Source organism: Streptomyces sp. NPDC002853 (assembly GCF_053591915.1).
In genome coordinates, this window is sequence record NZ_JBSFUS010000016.1 from 127820 (window position 1) to 152058 (window position 24239).

Genomic DNA, 24239 nt, shown 5'->3' on the forward strand with positions numbered 1-24239 from the left:
TTGCTTTGGCTTGCTGTCTCTCCATCACGTCGCCCCGACCCCCGTCATGTCGCCGCCTCTCCACCTGCCTGCCGTCCCCCGACACACCGCCCCCCGTCACGCCGCTCCCTCGCGCGTGGCCTGCGTGGCCCTCGTGGCCTGTGTGGCCTGCGTTTCCTGAGGGCCCGTGCTCTGAGAGCTCGCCCCCTTAGGGCTCGTGCTCTGAGGGCCCTGCCCGTCCTGGCCTTCCTGCGCGATCAGATCGCCCATCTCTGCCAGCACTTCGCTGCCGCACCCCAAGTACGCGTCCAGTTGCCGCCCCCACAGGAAGTGCCGGTGTACGGGATGGTCGATGTCGGCCCCCATGCCGCCGTGCAGATGCTGGCCCGCGTGCACGACACGCTTTCCGCCCTCCGACGCCCACCACGCGGCGGTCAGCGCATGGGTGCCGTACGCCAGGCCCGCGTCGCGCCGCCACGCCGCCTCGTACGCCGTGAGCCGTATCGCCTCGGTGTCCATGTGAGCGTCCGCCGCCCGGAGTTGGACTCCCTGCTTGGCCGCGAGTGGTCGCCCGAACTGCTCCCGCTCGTTCGTGTGGGCGACCGCGCGAGCCAGCGACCCCGCGCACACCCCCGCCTGCAGTCCCGCGAAGGCGGTACGGGCGCTCGCCAGAACGTCCTCGTACGCCCCGCTCCCTCCGATCCGCTCCCCGGGCGTCCCGTCCAGGACCAGCCGCCCCGCGGCCCACGGCGCGGTCAGTTCCACGGGCTCGGTCTCCGCGTCGGCCACCCGCACCCTCCACAGGCTGTGGCCACCCCGTGCCTCCGGCTCACGCACCGCGACCAGGACCTCCGTGGCATCCCGCAGCCACGGCACCCACGGCACCACCCCGGTGAGCGTTCCGGCCGGCGCGCCGGCCAGCGTTCCGGTCAGCCCCTCGGTCAGTCCATCGGTCGCCCCCGACGCCCCGCCGGCCTGCGCCTCCTCCGCGACGGCCACCACGCCACCCCGCGCCGGGAATGCCCCCGTCGCCATCGCCGTGCCGTCCCGAAGCCCCGGCAGCAGACGCCCCCGCTGTTCCTCCGTGCCGTGCGCGGCCACCGCGAGCAGCCCATAGACACAGCTCGCCGCGAAGGGAACCTGGGCCGTCGTCCTCCCTTGCTCCTCCAGCAGCAGCACGAGTCCGAGCAGCCCGACATCCTCCACCGCACCCGGCAGCCCCGCCGCGCACAACGCCTTCCACAGCTCGGCGTCCGACCCCGGCCCCGCCGCCGTGAGCCGCTCGTGCGTGGCCAGGTCGCCGAAGATCTCTGCGGCGAGATCCCGTGCCGCGGCCTGGTCCTCCGTGGGCGTGAAGTCCATGTCAGACCCCACCCCCCGCCATGCTCTCGACGGCCCGGAACACCGGGAGCTCCAATTCCGCGTCCACCTGCTGGAATTCGAGCCGGACCGGCTGCCCGATCCGCACCTTGTCGCTGGGCACCCCCACCACATTGCTGACCATGCGCACGCCCTCCGCCAGGTCGATGAGCCCGACGGCGTACGGGGGATCGAAGGCGGGGAAGGGCGGGTGGTGCATCACGACGTACGAATAGACCGTGCCCTCGCCGCTCGCCTCGACTGTGTCCCATACGAGCGACCCACAGGCATTGCAGCCCGGCAGCCAGGGGAAGCGCAGCGCCCGGCAGCCGCCGCAGCGCTGGATCAGGAGCTGATGCCGGGCCACGCCTTCCCAGAACCCCGCGTTGTCCCGGTTGATCACCGGACGGGGTCGCTTGCCCGGAGGTTTCTGCCTCGCGGGCGCGTACTTGAGAATGCGGAAGCGGTGTGTTCCCGCCGGTTCGCCGCCCGCTCGGACGTCCATCCGGGTCGTGACGAAATGGCCCGTGCCGAGCTTGGTCGTCTTGCGCTCCGACACCGACTCGATGACCGCGTCAAAGGTGATCTCGTCCCCCGGCCGCAGCGGCCGCAGATACTCCTGCTCACAGTCCGTCGCGACGACCGAGGTGTACCCCGCGCCGTCCAGGAGGGCGAACAACTCGTCGTACGCCGCCGAACGCCCTTGGTGCCCGGAGAGCCCACCCATCGTCCAGGCCTGGAGCATCGTCGGCGGCGCGATCGGATCCGCCCCCGCGTAGGCCGGGTGTGCGTCGCCCATGGCCTCGCACCAGTGCCGGATCATCGGTTCGTTGACCGGGTCCTTGCCCTCGCCCGACGTGGCGGCCGCTCGCCCCTCGAAGACCTTCAGCGTCTCGTACGAAAGATCGGTCATCGCCGCCCCCTCCGCATCCCGAGGCGCATCGTCGCCACGATCTCCCGCTGCACCTCGCTCACCCCGCCCCCGAACGTATTGATCTGTGCCGCCCTGTTCATCCGCTCCAACTCCCCCTCAGCCGCCGTCCCGAGCGTCAGGGAGCCGGGTGAACCGGACCGGACCAGACCCGTCTCGCCCGTGACTTCCTGACATATTCGGTACACCTCCACCGCCGATTCGGTTCCCACGAATTTCACGCCGCTCGCGTCTCCCGGCGTCAGCGCACCCGCCCCGACATCCCCCACCAAACGCCAGTTGAGCAGGCGCGTTGCCGCCAATCGGGCCTGCGCCTCGGCCAGCCTGGATCGGACCCACGGAGCGTCAATCCGACGCTCACCCGTCACCGGATCGGGTGTGCGGGCGAAGTCGAGAGCCGCGGCGTAGAAATCCTCGGCCTGCATGCCGATCGCCGCGAGCGCCACCCGCTCGTGGTTGAGCTGGTTGGTGATGAGCCCCCAGCCGCCGTTCTCCTCGCCGACGAGATTCGTGGCAGGCACGCGGATTCCGTCGTAGTACGTCGCCGTCGTCGTCAGCCCGCCCACCGTCTCGATCGGCGTCCACGAGAAGCCGGGCGCGTCGGTCGGGACCAGGATGATCGAGATGCCCTGGTGCTTGGGGGCTTCGGGGTCGGTGCGGCAGGCCAGCCAGATCCAGTCGGCGTTCTGGGCGTTCGACGTGAAGATCTTCTGCCCGTCGATGACCCACGTGCCCCGGGGCCCACTGGGGCCCCCGGCCCCTCCAGGCGTAGCGGTGGGCCCCCCTGCCTCGCGCACCGCCCGGGTCCGCAGCGAGGCCAGGTCCGTGCCCGCCGAAGGCTCGCTGTACCCGATCGCGAAGACGAGGTCACCGCTGAGGATGCGCGGCAGGAAGGCGGCCTTCTGCTCCTCGGTGCCGTATTTCATGAGGGTCGGCCCGACGGTGTTCAGGGTGACCATCGAGACGGGCGCGCCCGCGCGGTAGGCCTCGTCGAAGAAGACGAACTGCTCGTCGGGCCCGCGCCCCTGCCCGCCGTACTCGACCGGCCAGCCGAGGCCGAGCATGCCGTCAGCCCCGATGCGCCGCAGCAGCCGGCGCTGCCCCTCCAGGTCGCCCCCTTCAGGGGGGCCTGCCGGCATCAGTTCGCGGAAGTAGGAGCGCAGTTCGGCGCGCAACCGCTGCTGGCGTTCGGTGGGGGCGAGGTGCACGGCGGCGGCCTCTCCTTCGCGTACGGGCGTCGCACCGACATTGGTTTCTGACTGTCCGTCAGAAACTGCCTCGGTGTCAAGAGATCACCCCGGATACGGGAGGCCCCGTGCGCGGAGGCCCGGGAAACGGGAGGCCCGGGGCACGGGGCCTCGGGCCGCGGAAGGCTCGGGACACGGGAGCTCGGTGCGCGGGAGGCTCGGGGCGCGGAACCCTCGGCGCGCGGGAGGCGCGGGGCGCGGGCCCCGGACACGACTGCGCGGCGATGCAGATGCACCGCCGCGCAGAACGCCACACACCCCATCCAGCAGACCCCGGGGAGCTACCCCGGGGCGCCGTCACCTCACCAGAGGTGGGTGAAGTTGACCGCGATGTTCTCGTTCGACTGGTCGATCGCCGTGAACGCCGAGCCGTTCACCTGGGCGGTGTTGTTCTGGTTCGAGGCGCCTGAGCCGACGGCCTGCTGCTGCGACGTGGACGAGTTGCCGCTGTTGTTGCCGCCGACGCCGCTGCCGTTGACAGTCGCCACGCCCGCATTCGATCCGTCGTTCGCGAAGGAGCCGTTGTCGGCCGTCGCGACACCCGTGAAGAGTGCGGCAGCCAGGGGCAGGGCCGCGGCTGCAGCGATGACGCGGGCGGTACGGATGCTTGCCATGTCTGTTTCCTCCGTTACGGGGGTACGCACCGGCGATGCGCCGGGGGGTACCTGAAGTGCGTCTTGTTCCAGGGCAGTTGGCCGACCGCCTTGGGGGTTCTGCACGACGTCGCGACTCCAGAGTTGCCCACCGAATCCCCGGCGAACCACCCCGGAAGCCTCAATTCCCCCGCAAGCGTGAGTACAAGTCGATAAACATGCTTCGCTCCGCCAAAGCCCCTGTTCAGCCTCCAAAAGCCGCCTCAAACCCAGTCACCGCACGGGCTGAAGCGTTCCGGCACAGCCGGAAGATCGGCAGGCGCGTCCGCGTTTCGTCCGCGCGCCGCGCCCGCCCCCCTTCCTTTCCTCGAACGCTTGTACGAAAATGAGGTCATGGCCACCATCGACCGCCATGCCACAGCACTCGTACTCGCCCACGCGCTGTCCGCCGCCGAGCGCGGCCTCGCCGTCATCCCGCTCTCCCGCACCAAGCTGCCGGCGCTCCGCTCCCCCCACCACGAGCAACCCGAAACGCCCCCCTGTCACGGCGAATGCGGCCGCCCCGGACACGGCGTGTACGACGCGTCGACCGACCCCTCACGCATCCGCGAACTCTTCGCCGCCGCCCCTTGGGCCACCGGCTACGGCATCGCGTGCGGACTGCCCCCGCACCATCTGATCGGCATCGACCTGGACACCAAGTCCGGTACGGACGCTCCGGCGGCCCTGCGGGAACTGGCGCTGCACCACCTCTTCACGATCCCGGCCACGGTTGTCGTGGCGACCCCCAGCGGCGGCCGTCACATCTGGCTCGCGGGCCCACCCGAGGCCGTCGTCCCCAACTCCGCGGGGCGCCTTGCTCCCGGCATCGACATCAGGGGCGCCGGGGGATATCTCGTCGGCCCCGGCTCGCGCACCGAACACGGCGTCTACAGCACCGTGGCCGGCACCGCCCATCTCCCCCCGGCGGCCTGCCCTCCCGCCCTGCTGCGCCTGCTCACGCCCCCGACCCGCGCCTACCACCCCACACTCCCGCAGATGCCTGCCCCGACCCAACGGGGGCAGGGCCTGGTCCAGTTCGTCCTCGCCGCACACGAGGGCCAGCGCAACACCCGCCTGTTCTGGGCCGCCTGCCGCGCCTACGAGAACGGCATCGGCGAATCCCTTGCCGACGAGCTCATCGCCGCAGCGCTCCAGGTGGGGCTCACGGAGCGCGAGGCCCGCTCGACGATCGCGTCGGCCGAACGGCTGACGGGTCACGCGTGACAGCGGCCCGAGCACGACGGGAAAGGGGACGCGGTAAGGGACGCCCGCAATGGCGGGCGTCCCTTACCGCGTCCCCGGCACACCTACCGCTGAGGCTGCCCGAGCATCGAACGCACCGCGGCACGGTCGATGTTCGTCAGGGCGCGGACCAGCTTCGGGGTGAGGAAGACGATGACAAGGCCGACCAGGGACGCCCCGGCGATCTGCACCGGCGACTCCAGGTAGAACGCGTGACGCTCACCGCCGGAGGTGTAGTCGAACACCCGGTAGCCGGGCCAGTCGACGTACCGCGGGAACACCCAGGAGTACGCCGGAAGGAGTGCGACCACCCAGCCGGTGACCAGGAACGTCACGCTGAGGACGAAGGACACCACCCGCGAGGGGAACATCACGACCTGGAAGAGCAGGGCCCGCCAGCCCGCACCGTCCGCGAGCCGCGCCCGCATCCCGGCCCACGCACCCGCGCCCCGCGGCGTCTCCACGGCAGCCGGCGCGGTGACATCGAGTCCCAGCAGGCCCCGGGCCCGCCCCCGTTCGGCCGCCCCGAGCCCACGCGCCCCGGCCAGCGCGGCCGCGAGGACCGGGAGTCCGAGCACGGTGACGAACAGGCCCACGCCGAGCGAGAACATCGTCACGGCGAAGGTGAAGCCCACGATGGCGATGGGCAGCGACGCCACCGTGTAGCCGATCTCCCGGTACGTCGAGGCGGCGAACGGCGCCCGCCAGAAGCCCGGCGCCCTCGGGGCGCGCTCAGCGGAAGGAGCGGTCGGGGCAGCAGGAGCGGCGGGAGCGGCTGGGTACGGCAGGGCGCTGGTGCTCATGACGGGCCTCGAATCTTCGCGGTGGGGACGTACCGGGGACGTGCCGTGCTGACGTCCTCCACGTTCGCGAATCCGAGCGGCCCGGAACATACGGTGACCCGGCCTCTCCGGGGTGTTGCTGGCACCACCCCCGGACGGAGCCGCGGCGTCCGGGTCACAAGAAGGGGGTGCCTCTCAGTGAGAGGCACCCCCCGACCAGACGGAGAAGCCGTCAGTCGTTGAACCCGTCGAAGACGCCGTTGAGGGCGGTCCCGTCGCGGTGCCCGCCGTCCACCTGGCCGGCGGTGGTGATGCCGTAGGGGCCGCCCATGTTGGTGAACGACTGCCCTGCGTAGCGGCCCTCGTCGAAGGTGCCGGTCGGACCGTCGGAGGCGACGGCGGTGCCGGCGGCCAGGAACCCGGCGACGGTGGCCACGGCGAGGGCGGATGCGATGCGCTGCAACACGGTTATCTCCTTTTGGGGTGATCCAGTGATCCTCTGCAGCGAAACGACACATCAATCGCACCGCGCCTTCTCCCAGGCTCGCCGCGCAGCGGCCACGTGGAGTACCAGGTTCATCCAAGGTGACCTACGCGCCCACAAGCACCCGCACACGACCTGGAAAAGCGAAAGCCCCCGACCGATTGTGCTGGTCAGGGGCTCTCAAAGGAGTGCGGTGGGTGTGGGATTTGAACCCACGGTGACTCTCGCCACGACGGTTTTCAAGACCGTTCCCTTAGGCCGCTCGGGCAACCCACCCCGCACCGCGGTTCAGGGCGGTGCGGGGACAAGAGTAGCGGGTCAGCTCTCGCCCTTGCGCTCACCCAGGATCACGTCGACCTTGTGCTCCTTGCCGTCGCGCTTGTACGTGATCTCGACGGTGTCGCCCGGCTTGTGGGTCCAGATCTGGCCGATCAGGGTCGGGCCGCTGTCGATCACCGAGCCGTCCAGCTTCGTGATGACGTCACCGGGCTTGAGGCCCGCCTTGTCCGCGGGGCCGTTCGGGGTGACCGCCTGCGTACCGCTCGCGCCCTCGCGGGAAATCGTGGCGCCGCCCGTGTTCTCCTGCAGGGAGACCGAGGCGCCGATCACGGGGTACACGGCCTGGCCGTTCTTGATCAGCTGCTGGGCGACGTACTTGGCCTGGTTGACCGGGATCGCGAAGCCCAGGCCGATGGAGCCGGACTGGCCGCCTCCGCCGAGGCCGCCGCCGCTCTCCGCGGGCTTGATCGCGGAGTTGATGCCGATGACCGCGCCGCCCGCGTCGAGCAGCGGACCGCCGGAGTTGCCGGGGTTGATGGAGGCGTCGGTCTGCAGGGCGCTCATGTACGAGCTCTTGCTGCTCCCGCCGTCGCTGGAGGTCACCGGACGGTCCTTGGCGCTGACGATGCCGGTCGTCACCGTGTTCGAAAGGCCGAAGGGGGCGCCAATGGCGATCGTCGAGTCGCCGACCGCCACCTTGTCGGAGTTTCCGAGGGGGAGCGGCTTCAGGTTCGACGGCGGGCTCTTGAGCTTGAGGACCGCCACGTCATAGCCCTCGGCGCGGCCGACCACCTCGGCGTCGTACTTCTTGCCGTCCGAGAAAGTGGCCGCGAGCTTTCCGCCGTCGGCCGCGGAGGCCACGACGTGGTTGTTCGTCAGGATGTGGCCCTGCTTGTCGTAGACGAAGCCGGTGCCCGTGCCGCCCTCGCCGTTGCCGCCCTGGGCCTCGATGGTGACGACGCTGGGCAGCGCCTTGCCCGCGATGTCGGCGACCGTGCCGGGGTCCCGCTTGAGGTCGGCCGGCGTGTTCGACGCGGACACCGTGGTCGAGCCCGTGCTGCTGTCGTTCCGGTCGGCCGCCCAGAAGCCGATGCCGCCACCGACACCGCCTGCGACGAGGGCGGCCACGAGCACCGCGGCGATCAGGCCACCGCGTCGGTTCGCGGGCTTGGGCCCCTCCGGGTGCTGCGCCGCGTACGACGCGCCCCATCCGGAGCCGGAACCTCCGCCTTGGGCGTACGAGGGAACGGCGGGCGGCGGCGGAGGCGGCCACGCTCCGGCACCGGAGGCGTGCGAGGGCGCGCCCGCGGTGGTACCGGCGTGCGCGGAAGCGTGGTGCGCCGACGGTTCCTGGCCGGGGGCTGCGGGCGGCGCCACGGGGTCGGGTGCTCCGGAAGCGTGCGTCACGGGGTCGGCGGAAGCAGCGGGAGACTCCACCGGCGCGGGGGGCGCTGACGGGGCCGGGGGTACCTCGTTGCCCTCGTTCTCGGTGCTCACAGCTCTTCTCCTCGGTCCACGCTGTCGTTCTCGGTCACGGCCTGGCTGTGCCCAACTGTGCATCTGTCTGCAGTCAGCTTTTCCCATGGGCTGTCAGGGCACCATAAGCCGATCCTGTGGATCCGGCTCTGTGTGCGACACCTTGGGCAAGCCTTCGAGTACCCCGTGATGGCACCATGACGCGGTGACCCTCGCACGACAGCAACAGATCCAGGTCGTCGCCCACCGCGGAGCCTCCGAAGACGCCCCCGAGCACACGCTGGCCGCCTACAAGAAGGCGGTCGACGACGGGGCCGACGCTCTCGAATGCGACGTACGCCTCACTGCGGACGGGCACCTCGTCTGCGTCCACGACCGCCGCGTGAACCGGACGTCGAACGGCCGGGGAGCCGTGTCGGCCCTGGAGCTCGCCGATCTCGCCACCCTCGACTTCGGCTCCTGGAAGAACAACCACAGTGAGGCCGACGAACTCCCCGACTGGGAGGACACCTCTGTCCTCACCCTGGAGCGCCTCCTTGAGCTCGTGGCCGAAAGCAACGCGTCGGGGCGCGATGTCCAGCTGGCCATCGAGACCAAGCACCCCACCCGGTGGGCCGGTCAGGTCGAGGAAAGGCTGCTTCTTCTACTGAAGCGCTTCGGTTTGGATTCCCCACCCGCCGACGGCCCCTCTCCCGTACGCGTCATGAGCTTCTCCGCGCGCTCCCTGCAGCGCGTGCGGGCCGCGTCCCCCACCCTGCCGACGGTCTACCTGATGCAGTTCGTCTCACCGCGCCACCGCGACGGCCGCCTTCCCGAAGGCGTCCGGATCGCCGGTCCCGGCATGCGGATCGTCCGCAATCACCCGGCCTACGTCGCCAAGCTCAAACGTGCGGGCCACCAGGTGCACGTATGGACCGTGAACGAACCCGAGGACGTGGAGCTCTGCGCCGAACTCGGCGTCGACGCCATCATCACCAATCGCCCCAAACAGGTGCTGTCCCAGTTGGGCCGCCGCTAACCCCGATCCCGTCGGTTACGGGGTGTGCACCGGCGCGTTCGGTCCGTATTCGATCGTTACGAGTGCGTCACCGCACAAGGATTGGCCGGTTTCCGGTCCAGTCCATTGGGGCATTCACACCGTGGCGTGGGGCGAAGGAGGTCTCGGGGGTGGCGTTGGTGGTGGCACGGGAGGTGCCCGCGTCGTCGAGCATGGCCGTACCCCATGGCCCGGCGGGCGTGGGAGAAGCAAGGCACCGGATGCGCGATCAACTGCGCGGAAACGGGGTGCCGGAAACGGTCGTCGACGATGCCGTACTGATCCTTTCGGAATTGCTCAGCAACGCCTGTCGGCACGGCAGGCCGCTGGGCGAGGGAATGGTGGGCGACGGTGATGTCCGGGCCGCCTGGCGCGTGGACACGACGGGCAGGCTGACGGTCGAGGTGACGGACGGCGGTGGTCCTACCCGCCCCGTTCCGGCCACACCCTCGGTCACCGCACATGGCGGGCGCGGGCTCAACATCATCACGGCCCTCGCCGAGACATGGGGCGTGCGCGACGACATCCACGGCGAGGTCACGGTGTGGGTCGTCGTACAAGCCGGGCACTGCCACGAGGACTTCGCTACGCGCGTCGCGGCCCCCGCGCGCTCGGCGGTTCCCGACCTCGCGTTCGCGGAGCCCTTCGACGACCGCGAGCGGTGACTTCGGGCGCCGGCTTCAACTGAAGGCTCCCGATGACGGCTCCGTGCGACCGAGGCTGAAACCCGATGCCTTGACGGTGAGCGGCTAGGCTCGCGCCCGTACGCCCAAGACGTACGAAGAGCCACGCTGGAAAGCCGCATCCGGGAGACACCCAAGATGGCCAAGAAGCGCCCTCAGACCAAGGGCAAGCAGCCGCAGCTGACGGACGGGCAGGTCCCTGTCGTCGGTGCCCGCGAACCCTGCCCCTGCGGTTCGGGCCGCCGTTACAAGGCCTGTCACGGCCGGGCCGCCGCGCACGCGGTGACCGAGCTGGTGCACCGCCCCTTCGAAGGCCTGCCCGGCGAGGGCGACTGGGTGGCTCTGCGCGAGCTCGTCCCGGCGGCGACCGTCGAACTGCCCCTCAAGGACGGGCTGCCGGACGGCGTGCCCTCCGTCTCCCTGGCGACCGTCCTGCCGATGGCCTGGCCCGCGCTGCGCCGCGACGACGGCTCGGTCCTGCTCGGCCTGCAGAACGACACCCCGTCCGGCGACATCAGCCGCGACCTCGCCGACACCCTGCAGCGCGCCCTGACCGCCGAGCCCGGCTCGCCGGTCCAGGCCCGCCGCGCCCCTGCCGACGGGCCGCGCCTGCAGGATCTCCTCGACCCCGACGGCACATTCGAGCCGATCGTGCACACGGGCTTCGAGTTCTGGGTCCCGGACTCGGAGAACGCCTCCACGGAGGTGTCCGCGTCCCTGGAGCGGGCGAACGCCGCCGCCATCCCGACCGTGCGGCTCTCCGGCGTGGACTGCGCGTACTGGTGCGAGACCCCGGAGAAGAACCACCTGCGCTGGGTCATGCCGCACCCCGAGGAGAAGCTTCTCGACGCGCTCGCCCGGCTGCACGCGGCCGGCACGTCGAGCCTCGGCGAGGGCACCCGTCTGGTCGGGTCCTTCCGGGCGCACGGTCTGACGGTCCCCGTGTGGGACCTGCCGACCGGAATGGGCGCCGACGACATCGAGAAGCCCGCGGCGGAGTTCGCCGAGCGGCTCGCGACGGCGCTGGACAGCGAGGCCCCGCTCACGCCGGAGGAGCGCCGGGCGCGCGGCGGTCTCACCAACCGCCAGGTGACGTTGAGCTGACCCACCAGTCAGTCGGAAGGGGAGGGGTGACTCCTGTCACAACTCCCTGTCGTCGCAGGTAAATCCCTGTCCGGATATCCGAGATCGAATTTGCCCAGAGCAGATCTCTTGTTACCGTTCAGGTAGCCCGGTTGCTGGTGCATCCCCCGTCGCCAGCAACCGGGCGCTTTCATGTCCGGCCCACTGCCCGGCCCGACCTGCTGACTCAACTGGCCTTCGGCCGCGCGGAGTTGCTTCCGGAGCGCAGGAGCAACGGCCCGCCACTCCCGTCGGCGAACTCCACCACCGCCGAATACGCCGCTGAATTCCCCGTCGTACGCTCCCGGGGTGTCTCGCACGCCCCCGGCTCGTCCGCCGCGCCGACCGCGCAATGCATCTGCACGGTGCGCCCGTCCGGCGCCATAACGCTCAGTACGGCGCTCAGCTCATCGCCGGTCGTGTTGCGGTAGTACGTGCGCCCCCATGTGTCGCGCCCCTGGGTGAGGACGCATGTCTGGGCTTCGATGCCCTTGGGGGAGGTGACTTCGGGGCCGCACTGTGCGGCGCTGTCGAGGCCGAGCCCGGTGAGGAGCGAGGAGTCGTCCGCGGACGAAACAGCGCCCTCCGTAGTGGAGCGTCGCGAAGTCGGCTTCTCCGTGGAGGGCTGTTTCGCGTCGGAATCCGGCGCCGCCCCCGGTGCCGCGTCCGCCGGCCGCTCCGTCGGCCTGGCTTCGGCGTCACCGTCGCCCACGGGCCCCGCTGACGCGCCGGCGAGCGGCAGGAGAGCCGTAATGGCCACGACGCCCATGAGCGCGATCAGGCGGGGGTTCATGAGGCCTGACACTAACGACGTTTGACGGGCGCCCGGCTCCCCGCGCGCCCGTTTCCCCTACAACTCGGGCGCGCTCACACCCGTACGAGTGAGCGCGTCGACCACCGCGTCCACCACGGCCTCGACATCGGGCACCCAGGGCGCCGCCGAGCCGGGCAGCGGAGCCCGCTCCCAGTGCACCGGCCCCTGGCCCGTCTCGGAGGGCGGCAGCGCGAGATACCCGCCTTCTCCGTGGAAACGCAGTGAGCCCGGTACGTAGTCCTTCGCGTACAGCAGGTCGCCCAACTGCTCCATGGAGTACGGCGCGACGAGGATGAAGAGGCGGGCCGGGGTCGCGACGACCGGGCCGATCCTGATGCCCGTCTCGTCGAGCGCGGCCAGCGCCCGCGCTCCCGCGATGGCGGGCAGGCTGACGGCGCACGGGGCGCCCGCGCCGGTGGCGAGCACGATGGGCGCGTCCGGGCGGTTGGTCCACCACCAGCCCACCATGCGCTCGTCGGTCGTCGCGGCCAGCAGGCCGGGGTCGAGGGGGTGGGCTCCTGGCACCGTGCAGTCGGGGTCGGGGCAGGCGCAGCGGGTGCCGTCTCGCCGGTCGAGTCCGACGCCGGGGACCACGGGCCACTTCCATGCCGCGGCAAAGGTCAGGGCCGCACCGATCAGACCGGGACTCTGGTCAGACTTCCTGCCGGTGAGCCTGGCCAGGAGCCTGCTTCGCCTTCCGAGGATCTCGCGCATGAGCGCTCGTTCCTTTCCGTTTACACGCCGAGGAACACGGCGGGCCACATCACACCATGTGTGGATCACTTCGCTGTGCGTAGAACTGGCGCATCACACCCCAGCCTGCGGCATGGGGAACCCGTTAGGGCCGAGCGTTAGCGTGGCGTGGGGTGGCGGTGCCTGGCGTTTGCTGTCCCGCGTACTTCTTCGCCGCCTCCCCCACGGGAGGATGGGGCACGGTCGTCGTGAGTTAAGACGCCCGGGTCCGTCGCCAGGTTCCGGGCGGATCTCAACTGCCCCTGGTCATCACCGAGTACGTACCCATCACGGCCGCTGTGACGCGCCTCCCGTACCTGAGGGCTTGGGAGTACCCCTTGTTGAACAATCCCAGTCGATCGCAATAGGCCGTCGCCTCAGGCACTTTTGAGCCAAGTTCTCAAGATCGCGAAACGTCACAGAATTCCCACGGACACCAGGAATCCCAGCTGGACAATGCTGGACATCCCCTAACCAGTGCGTGTAGATGTGGAGAACATTGCTAGCGGCGCAGAATGACATGGGGGTTTGCGATGCTATTGAGCAATACGCACCGGCCGGAAAGCCGTCAGCCATGAACGCTCCGCACCTCCCGAAAGTGGCCGGAATCGATTCAACTGTTCCGCCACAAGACCACACTGTCGCGCCCGCCCCACAGGCCCAAGGCGCACCGACGCTCATGATCCAGGACCGGCTCGCGGGCTGGATCTCCGATCTGACCACCCTGCAGGAGCTCACCGAACGCCTGGCCCGCACGGCCACCCTTGACGGAGCCCTGCACGAATTGCTGCGCGCCGGAGCCGCCCTCGTCGGCGCGCGCCGCGGCCTGCTCGTCCTCGAGCCGGCCGACGGACTCGGCCCCGACACCACCGTCGGCCTCGGCCTGAGCCGCGCCGACCTCGGCCACATCGAGACGGTCCCCCGCGCCGCCACCGCCTTCGGCCGGCTCCTGGACGCGCCGCCCACGCCACCGGGCGCCGAGGCCGAGATCGTCGACGCCGATCTGCTCGCCGACAGCGGCCTCGACCCCCGCCACCGCGAGGTGGCCGCCCGGCTCGGCTACGCCGCGAGCTACGCGCTGCCCCTGTCCACCGAGACGGCGGGCCGGATCGGCGCCGCCGTCTGGCTGTACGACGAGCCCGCCGAGCCGGGCGAGCGCCAACGCCACCTCGTCGGGCTCTACGCACGCCAGGCCGCCGAACACCTGGCGCGGCTGATCGAACTGGACCGCGCCCGCACCACGGAGGCCACCTTGCGCGAGGAACTGCTGCCCTCGCGCCTGCCGCGGGTCGCCGGGGTGCGGCTCGCCGCCCGGCACCGCACCTCCGCGCTCGGCGGCGGCGACTGGTTCGACGCGCTTCCGCTGCCCGACGCCGCGCTCGGTCTCGCGGTCGGGTCCGTCACCGGGTCCGGGCCGAGCGCCGTCGCCGCGATGGGGCGCCTGCGGGCCTCCTTGCGGGCGTACGCCGTGATGGAGGGCGAGGACCCCGTCGCCGTACTGTCCGATCTGGAGCTGCTGCTTCGGCTCACCGAGCCCGCGCGGTCCGCGACGGCCCTCTTCGCCTACTGCGAACCGGCGCTGCGCAAGATCGTCCTGGCGGGAGCGGGCCACAGCCCGCCCCTGGTGATCGGCGAGCGGCGCACGGAGTTCGTGGAGACCTCGCTCTCGGCGCCCCTGGGGATGCTCGCCTGCTGGGAGGCGCCGAGCGTGGAGTTCCAGACGACACCGGGAGAAACGGTGCTGCTCTACACGGACGGCCTCCTGCACCGCACCGGCGACCCGATGGACCGGGCCTTCGCGCGGCTGCACGCGGCGGCGGCGAGCGTGCCCAAGCAGGTGCGCGACGACCCGGACGCGCTCGTCGACCACATCCTGCGGACGGTGCTGCCCGACGGGCTCGACAGGGCCGAGAGCGACGAGGACGTGGTTCTCCTTGCGGCCCGTTTCGAGTGACCCCCGCAATACGGCATGTAATGGGCCTTCCGGCTCTGGGCCCCCTTCCGTACGCCCGTACGATGGAGGGGGCCCAGTGTCGTACATAGGAGGCAGATCGTGTCGGAGGAGCTCATTCGGGAGAACCCGGAGACCCCGGAAGACCTGGAGATCGAGTCCGAGGAAGAGCCGATCAAGCAGCGCAAGAACGGCCTGTACCCGGGCGTCTCCGACGAGCTCGCCGAGAACATGAAGTCCGGATGGGCCGACACGGAGCTGCACGACCTGCAGCCGATCGCCCAGGCCGAGCACACCGCCGCCCGCCGTGCCGCGCTCTCCGCGCGCTTCCCGGGCGAGCGCCTCGTGATTCCCGCGGGCAATCTCAAGACCCGCTCGAACGACACGGAGTACGCCTTCCGCGCCTCCGTCGAGTACGCGTACCTGACCGGCAACCAGACGGAGGACGGCGTCCTCGTCCTGGAGCCGACGGACTTCGCGGACGGCACGAGCGGCCACGAGGCCACCATCTACCTGCTGCCGCGCTCCAACCGCGAGAACGGCGAGTTCTGGCTGGACGGCCAGGGCGAGCTGTGGGTCGGCCGCAGGCACTCCCTCACCGAGGCCGAGACGCTGTACGGCATCCCGGCGTCCGACGTGCGCGAGCTCCCCGGGCAGCTGCGCGAGGCGACCGGCTCCGTTCGCGTCGTACGTGGGCACGACGCGGGCATCGAGGCCGCGCTGACCGACAAGGTCACCGCCGAGCGCGACGAGGAGCTGCGCGTCTTCCTCTCCGAGGCCCGTCTGGTCAAGGACGAGTTTGAAGTCGGCGAGCTGCAGAAGGCGTGCGATTCGACGGCGCGTGGCTTCGAGGACGTCGTGCGCGTCCTGGACAAGGCCGAGGCGACCAGCGAGCGCTACATCGAGGGCACGTTCTTCCTGCGCGCCCGCGTCGACGGCAACGACATCGGCTACGGCTCGATCTGCGCCGCGGGCCCGCACGCCACGACGCTGCACTGGGTGCGCAACGACGGCGCCGTGCGCTCCGGGGAGCTGCTGCTGCTCGACGCCGGTGTGGAGACGCACACGTACTACACCGCCGACGTGACGCGGACGCTGCCGATCAACGGCCGCTTCGACGAGCTGCAGCGGAAGATCTACGACGCCGTGTACGAGGCCCAGGAGGCCGGTATCGCGGCGGTGCAGCCGGGCGGCAAGTTCCGTGACTTCCACGACGCCGCACAGCGTGTGCTCGCCGAGAAGCTCGTCGAGTGGGGCCTCGTCGAGGGCCCGGTCGAGCGCGTCCTCGAGCTGGGTCTCCAGCGCCGCTGGACCCTGCACGGCACCGGTCACATGCTCGGCATGGACGTGCACGACTGCGCTGCCGCGCGCCGTGAGACGTACGCCGACGGTGTCCTTGAGCCCGGCATGTGCCTGACCGTCGAGCCCGGCCTGTACTTCCAGGCGGACGACCTGACGGTGCCCGAGGAGTACCGCGGCATCGGCGTGCGCATCGAGGACGACATCCTCGTGACGGCCGACGGCAACAAGAACCTGTCGGCCGCGCTGCCGCGGCGGGCGGACGACGTCGAGGCGTGGATGGCCGAGCTCAAGGGCTGAGAGCCTTCTCCGTCCCGGGAACCGGGCCTCTTCTTTAGGACCGGGCCTTTCCTTTGAGACCGGGCCTCTTCTTTAAGAAGGGGCCCGGTTTCGCGTTCCGCGGCAGGGTTCAGCGCTCATCCTCGCCCGCCACCTTGGCGGTGCTCAGGGCGATGCGGTTCCAGGTGTTGATGGTGAAGATCAGGGCCAGTACGTGGCCGAGCTCCGTCTCGTCGAAGTGCGCTGCCGCGCGGGCGTAGACGTCGTCCGGGATGCCGCCCTGGTGGACGAGTGTGACGGCCTCGGTCAGGTCGAGGGCCGCCTGCTCCTTCTCCGTGAAGAAGTTCCTGGCCTCGCGCCAGACGCCCACCATGTGCAGCCGTGCCTCGTCCTCGCCCGCCTTGCGCGCGTCGGAGGTGTGCATGTGCAGGCAGTACGCACAGCCGTTGAGCAGCGAGGCGCGGATCTGGATCAGCTCGACCAGGGCCGGGTCGAGGCCCTCGCGGGCGGCGGCGTCGAGTCCGATCACGGCCTTGAATGCCTTGGGGGCGGCCTTGGCGAAGTTGAGGCGGGGAGCGGTGGTGGAGGTCTGCGCGGTGGTCCCGGCGGCGGACTGCGTGGCGGTCTGCGTGGCGTTCTGCGTGTTCGTCATGACCATGAATCTACGGGTGGGATAGACCTTGGATAGGGTGCATTCCCATGGCGGAATCATGGGTCAATCTTGCGGAGCGCATCGGGAGTGACCTGCACCTGGAGCTCTCGGGGGCGGGTGGCCGCCGGGCCGTCCTCATCCGCGCACTGCGGGACGCCGTGCGCGAGGGGCGACTCGCTCCGGGGACGAGGCTTCCGCCTTACCGCTCCCTCGCCGCCGATCTGGGCATCGCCCGCAACACCGTCGCCGACGCCTACGCCGAGCTGGTCGCCGAAGGCTGGCTGACCGCTCGGCAGGGCTCCGGCACCCAGGTGGCCGAGCGGGCGGCGCCGCCCACCCGCACCCGCGTCCCCAAGCGGGCGCCCACCCGCCCCGCGACGCCCGCCCCACCGGCGTACGACCTGCGCCAGGGCCAGCCCGACGCGGCCTCCTTCCCGCGCACCGCCTGGCTGGCCGCGGCCCGGCGTGCCCTCAACTCCGCGCCGAACGAGGCCTTCGGGCCGGGTGATCCGCAGGGGCGCGTCGAGCTGCGCCGGGCGCTCGCCGGTTATCTGGGGCGCGCCCGCGGGGTGCGTACCGACCCTGAACGGATCGTGGTGTGCTCGGGGTTCGCGCACGCCCTGCGGCTGCTGTTCGGCGCCGGGGGAGGCGGGATGCTGCGGGGGCCGCTGGCCGTGGAGTCGTACGGCCTCGGCTTCCATCGGTCGATCCTGGCCACCGCGGGCGTACGCACGGTCCCGCTGGGCCTGGACGAAAAGGGCGCCCGGGTCGCGGAGTTGACCGAGGGTCAGCGAATCCGGGGGATCCGGGGCGTCCTGCTCACACCCGCACACCAGTTCCCGACCGGCGGCCCCCTGCATCCGACCCGCCGCGCGGCGGTGATCGACTGGGCGCGTACCCGCGACGGCCTCGTCCTGGAGGACGACTACGACGGCGAGTTCCGCTACGACCGGGAGCCGGTGGGTGCCGTACAGGGCCTGGATCCCGAACGCGTCGTCTACATGGGCTCGGTCAGCAAGAGCCTCTCTCCGGGGGTGCGCCTCGGGTGGCTTGTTCTGCCCGAACACCTCATCGACGGAGTGCTCGCGGCGAAGGGCGAACGGGAGGCGTGGGCGAGTGTGATCGACCAGCTCACGCTGGCCGATCTGATCGAGTCGGGTCATTACGACCGGCACATCCGCCGGATGCGTCAGCGCTACCGCCGGCGCCGCGACCAACTCGTCGCCGCCCTGGCCACGCACGCCCCGCACATCAGCCCGACCGGGGTCGCGGCGGGCCTGCACGCCGTCCTGCGGCTGCCGCCCGGCACCGAACAGTCCACGGCGAAGGCGGCCTCATGGCAGGGCCTCGCCCTGGAGGGTCTCGCCGAGTTCCGTCACCCGGAGGCCACGATGCCCGCGCCCGACGGCCTGGTCGTCGGCTACTCCACTCCGCCGGAACACGCTTACGGAGCGGCCCTGGAGGCCCTGTGCAGGGCGCTGCCGCCCGGCTGAGCCGTCGGGTGGCCCTCAGGGCCACCGGGCCGTTCCTCAGGCCGTGACGAGCGGCGTGTCCTCGCGCCACTTGAGGATCTTGTCGAAGCTGATCACCGTGCCGCCCCTGCCCCCCGGCTTGTTGCCGAAGTGCACGTGGTCGGCGAGCTCCTGGATGAGGTACAGGCCGCGCCCGTGTTCGGCGGTGTCGGATGCGGGCTGTGCGACGGGGACGAATCCCGGTCCCGAGTCGGCCACTTCGATGTGGCACTTCTCGCCGTCCAGGTACGCCGTCACCCGATAGGCACCGGCCGCCCCCTCTGGGGGCACCGCGTCACCGCCGTGCTCCACCGCGTTGGCACAGGCCTCGCTGAGAGCCACCGACAGGTCGTACGAGACGTCAGGATCCACCCCCGCGGTCTCCATCGTGCCCATCAGCAACCGGCGGGCCAGCGGGACGCTCGCAGCTTCGCGCCGCAAATGGAGAGACCACCACATGCTCATGCTCCAGCCTCCTGGCCGCGGCTCGACATACCGATACGTATTGCCGCAAGCGCCCGTGTATAAGCGCGCACTTGACGTGATGCCGCCCATACGGCCGACGCGCGGATGGCCGGGGACGGTGTAGACACGCCTCTCACGAGCCTCTTTCGAGCCCCCCAAAGGCACCCATTCGGTGCCGACGGGCATCGATCGCCACTCATCGGCATCCATGGGAGCTTGCGGACCTGCCGTATGCGGCGGTTGGGCCCAGTGCGATGATGTTCCGGCCATGACTGCCCCCCACCAGCGCGAAGCGCGCGCCGGAGTCGACCTCCGGCTGCTGAGAGCCGCGGTGTTCGCCGTGCTCTGCGTCGTGCTGTCCGCCGGGGGCCACGTGCTCGCTTCCTGCGCCGCCGTCCCGCTGTGGACGCTGGGCGTCGGATTCGTCGCCGTTTTCGCCGTGGCGGCACCCCTGGCCGGGCGTGAGCGCTCACTGCCGGGCATCGCCGCCGTACTCGCTGCCGGGCAGGTGGGCCTGCATGCGCTCTTCGGAGTGGGCCAGCACGGCGGCACGGTGGTGGCGTCCGCCGAGCCCTCCATGGTGGAGCGGGCCGCGCGTCTGGTGTGCGGGGCCGGAGCAGCCACCCTCAGCCCCGCCCAGGCCCACCGGATCCTGACGACGGCCGGCATGGAACCGGGCGCCGGGGCGACGGGCCACCCCCCGCACCACAGCGCTCCGGCCACCACGGCGGACACCGCGATGGGCTCCATGTCGCTGCTCCCGTCGCTTCCGATGCTCCTGGGACACGTACTCGCCGCCGTCGCCGCCGGATGGCTGCTGCGCCGCGGCGACATCGCGCTGCTCCGCCTCGTGCGGCTCTCGGCACACGGGGCGTATGGAGTCGCCGAGGGGGCGCTCGTCCGTTCCCTGCGCGCGGCGCTCGGTCTTGTACGCGCCCTCCGCGCCGGGCTGCCCTGGGCTCCCGGCGCCGGTCTCCGCGCGCCCCGCACCGCTTTCCAGGGTCCGTCGAAGCCGCACACCACCGCGCTCCAGCACACGGTGATCAGGCGAGGGCCGCCGGCCACCGCCGCACTCGCACTCGCTGCCTGACGCGACGCACTCCTACCGCAGCACTACGGAGAGGTGCCTCACGCCCGGCGGCGTCCACGCGCGCGTGCCCGCTCGGTTCGCCGCCGCGCGCACTCTCCCCTGATCACCGCTGCCGACCTGATCGGCGGTGCTGTTCATCACCGCTGAAAGTGGAGTGTTTCTGCCATGTCTGTTCTGTCTGCGCTGTCCACCGTGAAGGCCTCCCGCGTCTCCGTCGTCGGTGGCGTCGCCGCCTCCGCCGTCCTGCTGCTCTCCGTCCCCGCCTTCGCCCACGTCAGCGTCTCGGCCGAGGGCGAGGCCGCCAAGGGCGGCTACGCCACGGTCAACTTCAAGGTGCCGAACGAGATGGACGACGCCTCGACCGCCAAGCTCGAGGTGTCCTTCCCCGAGGACCACCCGCTCGCCTCGGTCATGACGCAGGACGTCCCCGGCTGGACCGCGAAGGTCACCAAGTCCAAGCTCGACAAGCCCCTCGAGATGCACGGCGAGAAGATCGACGAGGCCGTCTCCAAGGTCACCTGGACCGCCGACGGCAAGGGCGTCAAGCCGGGCTCCTTCCAGAAGTTCCCGCTGTCCATCGGCGCGCTCCCCGAGGACGCCGACGAACTCGTCTTCAAGGCCGTCCAGACGTACGACAACAAGGAAGTCGTCCGCTGGATCGAGCCGCAGCAGAAGGGCCAGGAGGAGCCGGAGCACCCGGCGCCCGCCCTCGCGCTGACCGCCGCGTCCGAGGACGGCCACGGCGCCGCCGCCTCGCACGACGACGACGCCAAGGAAGACGCGAAGTCCGGCGACGAGAACGAGACCGCATCGGCCGACAGCAGCGACTCCACCGCCCGCGTCCTCGGCATCGTCGGCATCGTCGTCGGCGCCGCCGGCGTGGCGTTCGGCGTGCTCGCCGGGCGTCGGCGCGTCAACAGCTGAGCCACCCTTCGGGCCGCACCGGGGGCGTTTCGCCTGCCCCCGGTGCGCCCGGGCCCCCCTCACATCTGGGACATTTTCGTATGCGCAAGAAGAAGCTCCTCGCCGCCGCCATGCTGGCCGCGGCCACCCTCACCCTGTCCGCCTGCGGTGGCGGGGACGACGGCAAGAAGCCCGTCGCGGACGTCTCCGTCGAGTCCAACGGCGACAAGGCCGCGACCATCCTCGACAAGCCCTTCGAGAAGCCGGACCTCGTCCTCACGGACACGCACGGCAAGAAGTACGACCTGCGCGCCGAGACCAAGGGCAAGCCGACGCTCGTCTACTTCGGCTACACCAACTGCCCGGACGTCTGCCCGCTGACGATGAGCAACATCGCCGTCGCCAAGAAGGCGCTGCCCAAGGCCGAACAGGACAAGCTCCAGGTCGTCTTCGTCACCACCGACCCCGAGCGCGACACCCCCGCTGCCCTCGGCAAGTGGCTCAAGGCCCAGGACACCGACTTCATCGGTCTGACCGGTGACTTCGACACCATCCAGGGCAGCGCCCGCACCCTCGGCATCAGCATCGAGCCCTCCAAGAAGGAGAAGGGCAAGGTCGTCTCGATGCACGGCACGCAGGTCATCGCGTTCTCGCCGAAGACCGACGCCGGGTACGTGCTGTACGGCGAGGACACCACCGTGGACGACTACACGAAGGACCTCCCCAAGATCGTCAAGGGAGCGACCCCGTGAACCGCCGCATTCTCGCCGGCGGGGCCGTGGCACTGACGGCGGGGCTCGCCCTCGCGGGTTGCTCGGACTCCTCCGGCGACAAGGCTTCGGACGAACCGGAGCTCAAGGTCACCGGTGCCTTCATGCCCGAGCCCGCCATGGAGACCATGGCCTCCGGCTTCTTCACCGTCACGAACAAGGGCGGCGCCGACAAGCTCACCTCGGTCACCAGCGGGATCGCGAAGAAGGTCACGCTGCACAGCACCAAGGACAACGCGATGAAGGAGCAGAAGTCGTTCGACGTACCCGCGAACGGCGAGCTCGACTTCACGCGGGGCGGCAACCACCTCATGTTCGAGGAGCTCGAGCAGAAGCCGAAGCAGGGCGACAAGGTCGCCGTGACGCTGCACTTCGAGAAGTCGGACCCCATCGACGTTGAGGTTCCGGTGAAGGCCGCCACGTACAACCCCAAGCCCGGCAAGCACACGTCGCACTGAGGGACTGATCGCTGATGCAGACCATCGCTCCCCGTCGTGGAGCTCGCTCCGGGGCCGCACCCCGCCTCGGGATAACCCCCGGCGTCGGACGGCTCCTGCTCGTCGTCGCCGTCTTCCTCGGCGCCCTGCTGGCCACGGCGGCACCCGTCTCCGCCCACGCCGCGCTGACGGGCAGCGACCCCAAGCAGGGGGCGGTGGTCGACCAGGCGCCCACCAGTGTGTCGCTGACCTTCTCGGAGAAGGTCGCCATGTCCGACGGCTCCGTACGGGTGCTCGATCCGGCCGGCAAGCGCGTCGACACCGGCAAGACCAGTGACCTCGGCTCGAACACGTACGGCGTGAAGCTGCACAAGGGGTTGCCCGACGGCACCTTCACCGTGGCCTACCAGGTCGTCTCCGCCGACAGCCACCCCATCTCCGGGGCCTACACCTTCTCCGTCGGCGCGCCCTCCGACACGAAGGTCGCGCTGCCGGACCAGGAGGCGGGCGGCGGGTTCGTGGGTGGGCTCTACGACTTCACGCGCTACCTCTCGTACGCCGGGTTCATCCTCGTCGTCGGCGGGGCCGCCTTCGTGCTCGGCTGCTGGCCGCGCGGCGCCGGCGTACGCCCCGTGCAGCGCCTAGTGGTGTCCGGCTGGGTCACGCTCACCGCGTCCACCCTCGTGATGCTGCTGCTCCGCGCGCCCTACACCGGGTCCGGGAAGATCGCCGACGCCTTCGACATGGCCAAGCTCGGCGACGTGCTCCAGACGAAGACGGGCGCCGCGCTGGTCTCACGGCTGCTGCTGCTCGCCGCCGCCGCACTCTTCATCGCGGTGCTCTTCGGCGCGTACGAGAAGCGGACCGACCCCAAGGAGCGCAAGGACCTCACCTTCGGGCTCGCGATCGGCGGAGGTGTCGTCGCCGTCGGGCTCGGCGCGACCTGGGCCATGGCCGAGCACGCCTCGACCGGCATCCAGGCCGGTGTCGCGATGCCCGTGGACGTCGTACACCTGCTCGCCGTCGCCGCCTGGCTCGGCGGGCTCGCGGCGCTCGTCGTCGCCCTCTACTTCGCGCCGTCGGTCGAGGCCGGGGCGGTGCGGCGCTTCTCTCGCGTGGCGTTCTGCAGCGTCGTCGCCCTGGCGGCGACCGGGCTCTACCAGTCCTGGCGGCAGGTCGGCTCATGGTCGGCGCTCACCGGTACGTGGTACGGACAGCTGCTCCTCATCAAGGTCGGCCTGGTGGTCGTCCTGGTCGGCATCGCCTGGATCTCCCGGCGCTGGACGGCGCGGATCGCGGGCCAGGCGGGTGACATGGCACCGGAGGCCGCCGCGGCGGCCGTCGTCGAGAAGCACGCCGAGAAGCATGCCGGGAAGCGCACGGCGGCCAAGCGTGTGGAGAAGAAGCCGGTGGCGGTGCCCGCCGGGGGCTCCGGCGAGGACCCCAAGGACTCCAAGACCGCCAAGGCCTCCAAGGCCTCCAAGGACGCCAAAGACCCCAAGGACTCCAAGCGTTCCGCTCAACTCGCCCGCCAGCAGGCCGCCATGACCACCGCCCGCGAGAAGCGGATCCGCGACGCCGACCCGAACCGGTCGGGACTGCGGCGCTCCGTGCTCGCCGAGGCGGGCGTCGCCGTCGTCCTGCTCGCCGTCACCACGGTCCTCACCTCGACCGAACCGGGGCGCACGGAGGAGGAAGCGGCGGCTTCGAAGACGGCCGCGGCCGCCCAGCGGACCGGTCCGCTCACCCTCAAGATCCCCTTCGACACGGGCTCCGAGGACGGCAAGGGCACCTTGCAGCTCGACCTGGACCCCGGCCGCACCGGCAGCAACGACATGCACATCTTCGTGAAGCGGCCGAACGGCAGCGCCTTCGACATCCCCGAGGTGAAGGTGTCGTTCACCCTCAAGTCGAAGGATGTCGGACCGCTGCCCGTCGTCCCGGACCACATCGCCACCGGACACTGGAGTTCCAGCGGGGTCCAGATCCCGATGGCGGGCAACTGGAAGGTCGCGGTGACGGTGCGCACCTCCGACATCGACCAAGTGACCGTGAATAAGAACGCGCAGATCGGCTGAACG

At 70.7% G+C, this 24239-nt stretch carries 23 protein-coding genes and 1 tRNA gene; 12 read left to right on the forward strand and 12 right to left on the reverse strand.

Annotated elements, in window-relative coordinates:
• Nucleotides 1-96: 96 nt before the first annotated feature.
• From ACWD02_RS37140 to ACWD02_RS37155, 4 genes are all read right to left on the reverse strand, one after another.
• Entirely contained in the window at nt 97-1341 is a 1245-nt protein-coding gene (locus tag ACWD02_RS37140; protein ID WP_451219473.1) for an acyl-CoA dehydrogenase family protein, read from the reverse strand.
• A 1-nt stretch (nt 1342) separates the two neighbouring features.
• Complete coding sequence (locus tag ACWD02_RS37145; protein WP_451219476.1) at nt 1343-2251, reverse strand: bifunctional MaoC family dehydratase N-terminal/OB-fold nucleic acid binding domain-containing protein; 909 nt, start codon at nt 2249-2251, stop codon at nt 1343-1345.
• Nucleotides 2248-3477: an acyl-CoA dehydrogenase family protein gene (locus tag ACWD02_RS37150; protein WP_451219479.1), complete on the reverse strand. Its 1230-nt coding sequence runs from the start codon at nt 3475-3477 to the stop codon at nt 2248-2250. Before ACWD02_RS37150 ends, ACWD02_RS37145 begins: the two co-directional genes overlap by 4 nt.
• A 341-nt stretch (nt 3478-3818) precedes the next feature.
• Nucleotides 3819-4130 (reverse strand): hypothetical protein, encoded by a 312-nt coding sequence (locus tag ACWD02_RS37155; protein WP_363210232.1) that lies wholly within the window; start codon nt 4128-4130, stop codon nt 3819-3821.
• Nucleotides 4131-4502: 372 nt separating this feature from the next.
• Between ACWD02_RS37155 and ACWD02_RS37160 the strand changes: the two genes are divergently transcribed.
• On the forward strand, nt 4503-5375 hold the full coding sequence (locus ACWD02_RS37160; RefSeq protein WP_451219482.1) for a bifunctional DNA primase/polymerase: 873 nt from the start codon (nt 4503-4505) through the stop codon (nt 5373-5375).
• Nucleotides 5376-5458: 83 nt separating this feature from the next.
• Here the strand turns inward: ACWD02_RS37160 and ACWD02_RS37165 are convergent, their stop codons facing one another.
• The 4 genes from ACWD02_RS37165 to ACWD02_RS37180 all read right to left on the reverse strand — a co-directional run bounded on the left by ACWD02_RS37165 (nt 5459) and on the right by ACWD02_RS37180 (nt 8435).
• Nucleotides 5459-6196, reverse strand: coding sequence for a sensor domain-containing protein (locus ACWD02_RS37165; RefSeq protein ID WP_451219485.1), 738 nt, complete (start codon nt 6194-6196; stop codon nt 5459-5461).
• Between the two features lie 211 nt (nt 6197-6407).
• A complete protein-coding gene (locus tag ACWD02_RS37170) occupies nt 6408-6641 on the reverse strand; it encodes a hypothetical protein (protein WP_451219488.1) in 234 nt (77 codons plus the stop codon).
• A gap of 209 nt (nt 6642-6850) precedes the next feature.
• Nucleotides 6851-6935 (reverse strand) — tRNA-Ser (locus ACWD02_RS37175).
• 42 nt (nt 6936-6977) lie between these two features.
• Nucleotides 6978-8435 (reverse strand): S1C family serine protease, encoded by a 1458-nt coding sequence (locus tag ACWD02_RS37180; protein WP_451219491.1) that lies wholly within the window; start codon nt 8433-8435, stop codon nt 6978-6980.
• Nucleotides 8436-8619: 184 nt separating this feature from the next.
• Between ACWD02_RS37180 and ACWD02_RS37185 the strand changes: the two genes are divergently transcribed.
• From ACWD02_RS37185 to ACWD02_RS37195, 3 genes are all read left to right on the forward strand, one after another.
• Complete coding sequence (locus ACWD02_RS37185) at nt 8620-9432, forward strand: glycerophosphodiester phosphodiesterase (RefSeq protein WP_451219494.1); 813 nt, start codon at nt 8620-8622, stop codon at nt 9430-9432.
• 62 nt (nt 9433-9494) lie between these two features.
• On the forward strand, nt 9495-10115 hold the full coding sequence (locus ACWD02_RS37190) for an ATP-binding protein (RefSeq protein ID WP_451219497.1): 621 nt from the start codon (nt 9495-9497) through the stop codon (nt 10113-10115).
• A 156-nt stretch (nt 10116-10271) separates the two neighbouring features.
• Nucleotides 10272-11237 (forward strand): DUF5926 family protein, encoded by a 966-nt coding sequence (locus tag ACWD02_RS37195; RefSeq protein WP_451219500.1) that lies wholly within the window; start codon nt 10272-10274, stop codon nt 11235-11237.
• A gap of 205 nt (nt 11238-11442) precedes the next feature.
• Here the strand turns inward: ACWD02_RS37195 and ACWD02_RS37200 are convergent, their stop codons facing one another.
• Both ACWD02_RS37200 and ACWD02_RS37205 read right to left on the reverse strand, forming a co-directional pair.
• On the reverse strand, nt 11443-12048 hold the full coding sequence (locus ACWD02_RS37200) for a hypothetical protein (protein WP_451219503.1): 606 nt from the start codon (nt 12046-12048) through the stop codon (nt 11443-11445).
• 57 nt (nt 12049-12105) lie between these two features.
• Complete coding sequence (locus tag ACWD02_RS37205) at nt 12106-12783, reverse strand: bifunctional DNA primase/polymerase (RefSeq protein WP_451219506.1); 678 nt, start codon at nt 12781-12783, stop codon at nt 12106-12108.
• Between the two features lie 538 nt (nt 12784-13321).
• Here ACWD02_RS37205 and ACWD02_RS37210 point away from each other — a divergent pair.
• Both ACWD02_RS37210 and ACWD02_RS37215 read left to right on the forward strand, forming a co-directional pair.
• Nucleotides 13322-14755: a PP2C family protein-serine/threonine phosphatase gene (locus tag ACWD02_RS37210; protein WP_451219509.1), complete on the forward strand. Its 1434-nt coding sequence runs from the start codon at nt 13322-13324 to the stop codon at nt 14753-14755.
• Nucleotides 14756-14854: 99 nt separating this feature from the next.
• Nucleotides 14855-16351: an aminopeptidase P family protein gene (locus tag ACWD02_RS37215; protein WP_451219512.1), complete on the forward strand. Its 1497-nt coding sequence runs from the start codon at nt 14855-14857 to the stop codon at nt 16349-16351.
• Between the two features lie 109 nt (nt 16352-16460).
• Here ACWD02_RS37215 and ACWD02_RS37220 read toward each other — a convergent pair whose 3' ends face one another.
• Nucleotides 16461-16988, reverse strand: a complete 528-nt coding sequence (locus ACWD02_RS37220) for a carboxymuconolactone decarboxylase family protein (protein WP_451219515.1) — start codon at nt 16986-16988, stop codon at nt 16461-16463.
• Nucleotides 16989-17029: 41 nt separating this feature from the next.
• Between ACWD02_RS37220 and pdxR the strand changes: the two genes are divergently transcribed.
• Nucleotides 17030-18475, forward strand: a complete 1446-nt coding sequence (gene pdxR, locus ACWD02_RS37225; RefSeq protein WP_451219517.1) for a MocR-like pyridoxine biosynthesis transcription factor PdxR — start codon at nt 17030-17032, stop codon at nt 18473-18475.
• 36 nt (nt 18476-18511) lie between these two features.
• Here pdxR and ACWD02_RS37230 read toward each other — a convergent pair whose 3' ends face one another.
• Entirely contained in the window at nt 18512-18958 is a 447-nt protein-coding gene (locus ACWD02_RS37230) for an ATP-binding protein (RefSeq protein ID WP_363210263.1), read from the reverse strand.
• A 268-nt stretch (nt 18959-19226) separates the two neighbouring features.
• Here ACWD02_RS37230 and ACWD02_RS37235 point away from each other — a divergent pair, with 268 nt between their 5' ends.
• The 5 genes from ACWD02_RS37235 to ACWD02_RS37255 all read left to right on the forward strand — a co-directional run bounded on the left by ACWD02_RS37235 (nt 19227) and on the right by ACWD02_RS37255 (nt 24236).
• Entirely contained in the window at nt 19227-20048 is an 822-nt protein-coding gene (locus ACWD02_RS37235) for a hypothetical protein (RefSeq protein ID WP_451219520.1), read from the forward strand.
• 192 nt (nt 20049-20240) lie between these two features.
• Nucleotides 20241-20972 (forward strand): YcnI family copper-binding membrane protein, encoded by a 732-nt coding sequence (locus tag ACWD02_RS37240; protein WP_451219654.1) that lies wholly within the window; start codon nt 20241-20243, stop codon nt 20970-20972.
• An 80-nt stretch (nt 20973-21052) separates the two neighbouring features.
• On the forward strand, nt 21053-21703 hold the full coding sequence (locus ACWD02_RS37245; RefSeq protein ID WP_451219523.1) for an SCO family protein: 651 nt from the start codon (nt 21053-21055) through the stop codon (nt 21701-21703).
• Nucleotides 21700-22179, forward strand: coding sequence for a copper chaperone PCu(A)C (locus ACWD02_RS37250; protein ID WP_451219526.1), 480 nt, complete (start codon nt 21700-21702; stop codon nt 22177-22179). The genes ACWD02_RS37245 and ACWD02_RS37250 overlap by 4 nt, the downstream gene beginning before the upstream one ends.
• A gap of 14 nt (nt 22180-22193) precedes the next feature.
• A complete protein-coding gene (locus ACWD02_RS37255; protein ID WP_451219529.1) occupies nt 22194-24236 on the forward strand; it encodes a copper resistance CopC/CopD family protein in 2043 nt (680 codons plus the stop codon).
• Nucleotides 24237-24239 lie beyond the last annotated feature (3 nt).

What these genes read in the sequence shown, in the direction of transcription:
- ACWD02_RS37140 (WP_451219473.1), bottom strand. Translation starts at nt 1,341, where the DNA reads ATGGACTTCACGCCCACGGAGGACCAGGCCGCGGCACGGGATCTCGCC.
- ACWD02_RS37145 (WP_451219476.1), bottom strand. Translation starts at nt 2,251, where the DNA reads ATGACCGATCTTTCGTACGAGACGCTGAAGGTCTTCGAGGGGCGAGCG.
- ACWD02_RS37155 (WP_363210232.1), bottom strand. Translation starts at nt 4,130, where the DNA reads ATGGCAAGCATCCGTACCGCCCGCGTCATCGCTGCAGCCGCGGCCCTG.
- ACWD02_RS37160 (WP_451219482.1), top strand. Translation starts at nt 4,503, where the DNA reads ATGGCCACCATCGACCGCCATGCCACAGCACTCGTACTCGCCCACGCG.
- ACWD02_RS37165 (WP_451219485.1), bottom strand. Translation starts at nt 6,196, where the DNA reads ATGAGCACCAGCGCCCTGCCGTACCCAGCCGCTCCCGCCGCTCCTGCT.
- ACWD02_RS37195 (WP_451219500.1), top strand. Translation starts at nt 10,272, where the DNA reads ATGGCCAAGAAGCGCCCTCAGACCAAGGGCAAGCAGCCGCAGCTGACG.
- ACWD02_RS37200 (WP_451219503.1), bottom strand. Translation starts at nt 12,048, where the DNA reads ATGAACCCCCGCCTGATCGCGCTCATGGGCGTCGTGGCCATTACGGCT.
- ACWD02_RS37205 (WP_451219506.1), bottom strand. Translation starts at nt 12,783, where the DNA reads ATGCGCGAGATCCTCGGAAGGCGAAGCAGGCTCCTGGCCAGGCTCACC.
- ACWD02_RS37210 (WP_451219509.1), top strand. Translation starts at nt 13,322, where the DNA reads ATGGGGGTTTGCGATGCTATTGAGCAATACGCACCGGCCGGAAAGCCG.
- ACWD02_RS37220 (WP_451219515.1), bottom strand. Translation starts at nt 16,988, where the DNA reads ATGGTCATGACGAACACGCAGAACGCCACGCAGACCGCCACGCAGTCC.
- pdxR (WP_451219517.1), top strand. Translation starts at nt 17,030, where the DNA reads ATGGCGGAATCATGGGTCAATCTTGCGGAGCGCATCGGGAGTGACCTG.
- ACWD02_RS37230 (WP_363210263.1), bottom strand. Translation starts at nt 18,958, where the DNA reads ATGAGCATGTGGTGGTCTCTCCATTTGCGGCGCGAAGCTGCGAGCGTC.
- ACWD02_RS37235 (WP_451219520.1), top strand. Translation starts at nt 19,227, where the DNA reads ATGACTGCCCCCCACCAGCGCGAAGCGCGCGCCGGAGTCGACCTCCGG.
- ACWD02_RS37245 (WP_451219523.1), top strand. Translation starts at nt 21,053, where the DNA reads ATGCGCAAGAAGAAGCTCCTCGCCGCCGCCATGCTGGCCGCGGCCACC.
- ACWD02_RS37255 (WP_451219529.1), top strand. Translation starts at nt 22,194, where the DNA reads ATGCAGACCATCGCTCCCCGTCGTGGAGCTCGCTCCGGGGCCGCACCC.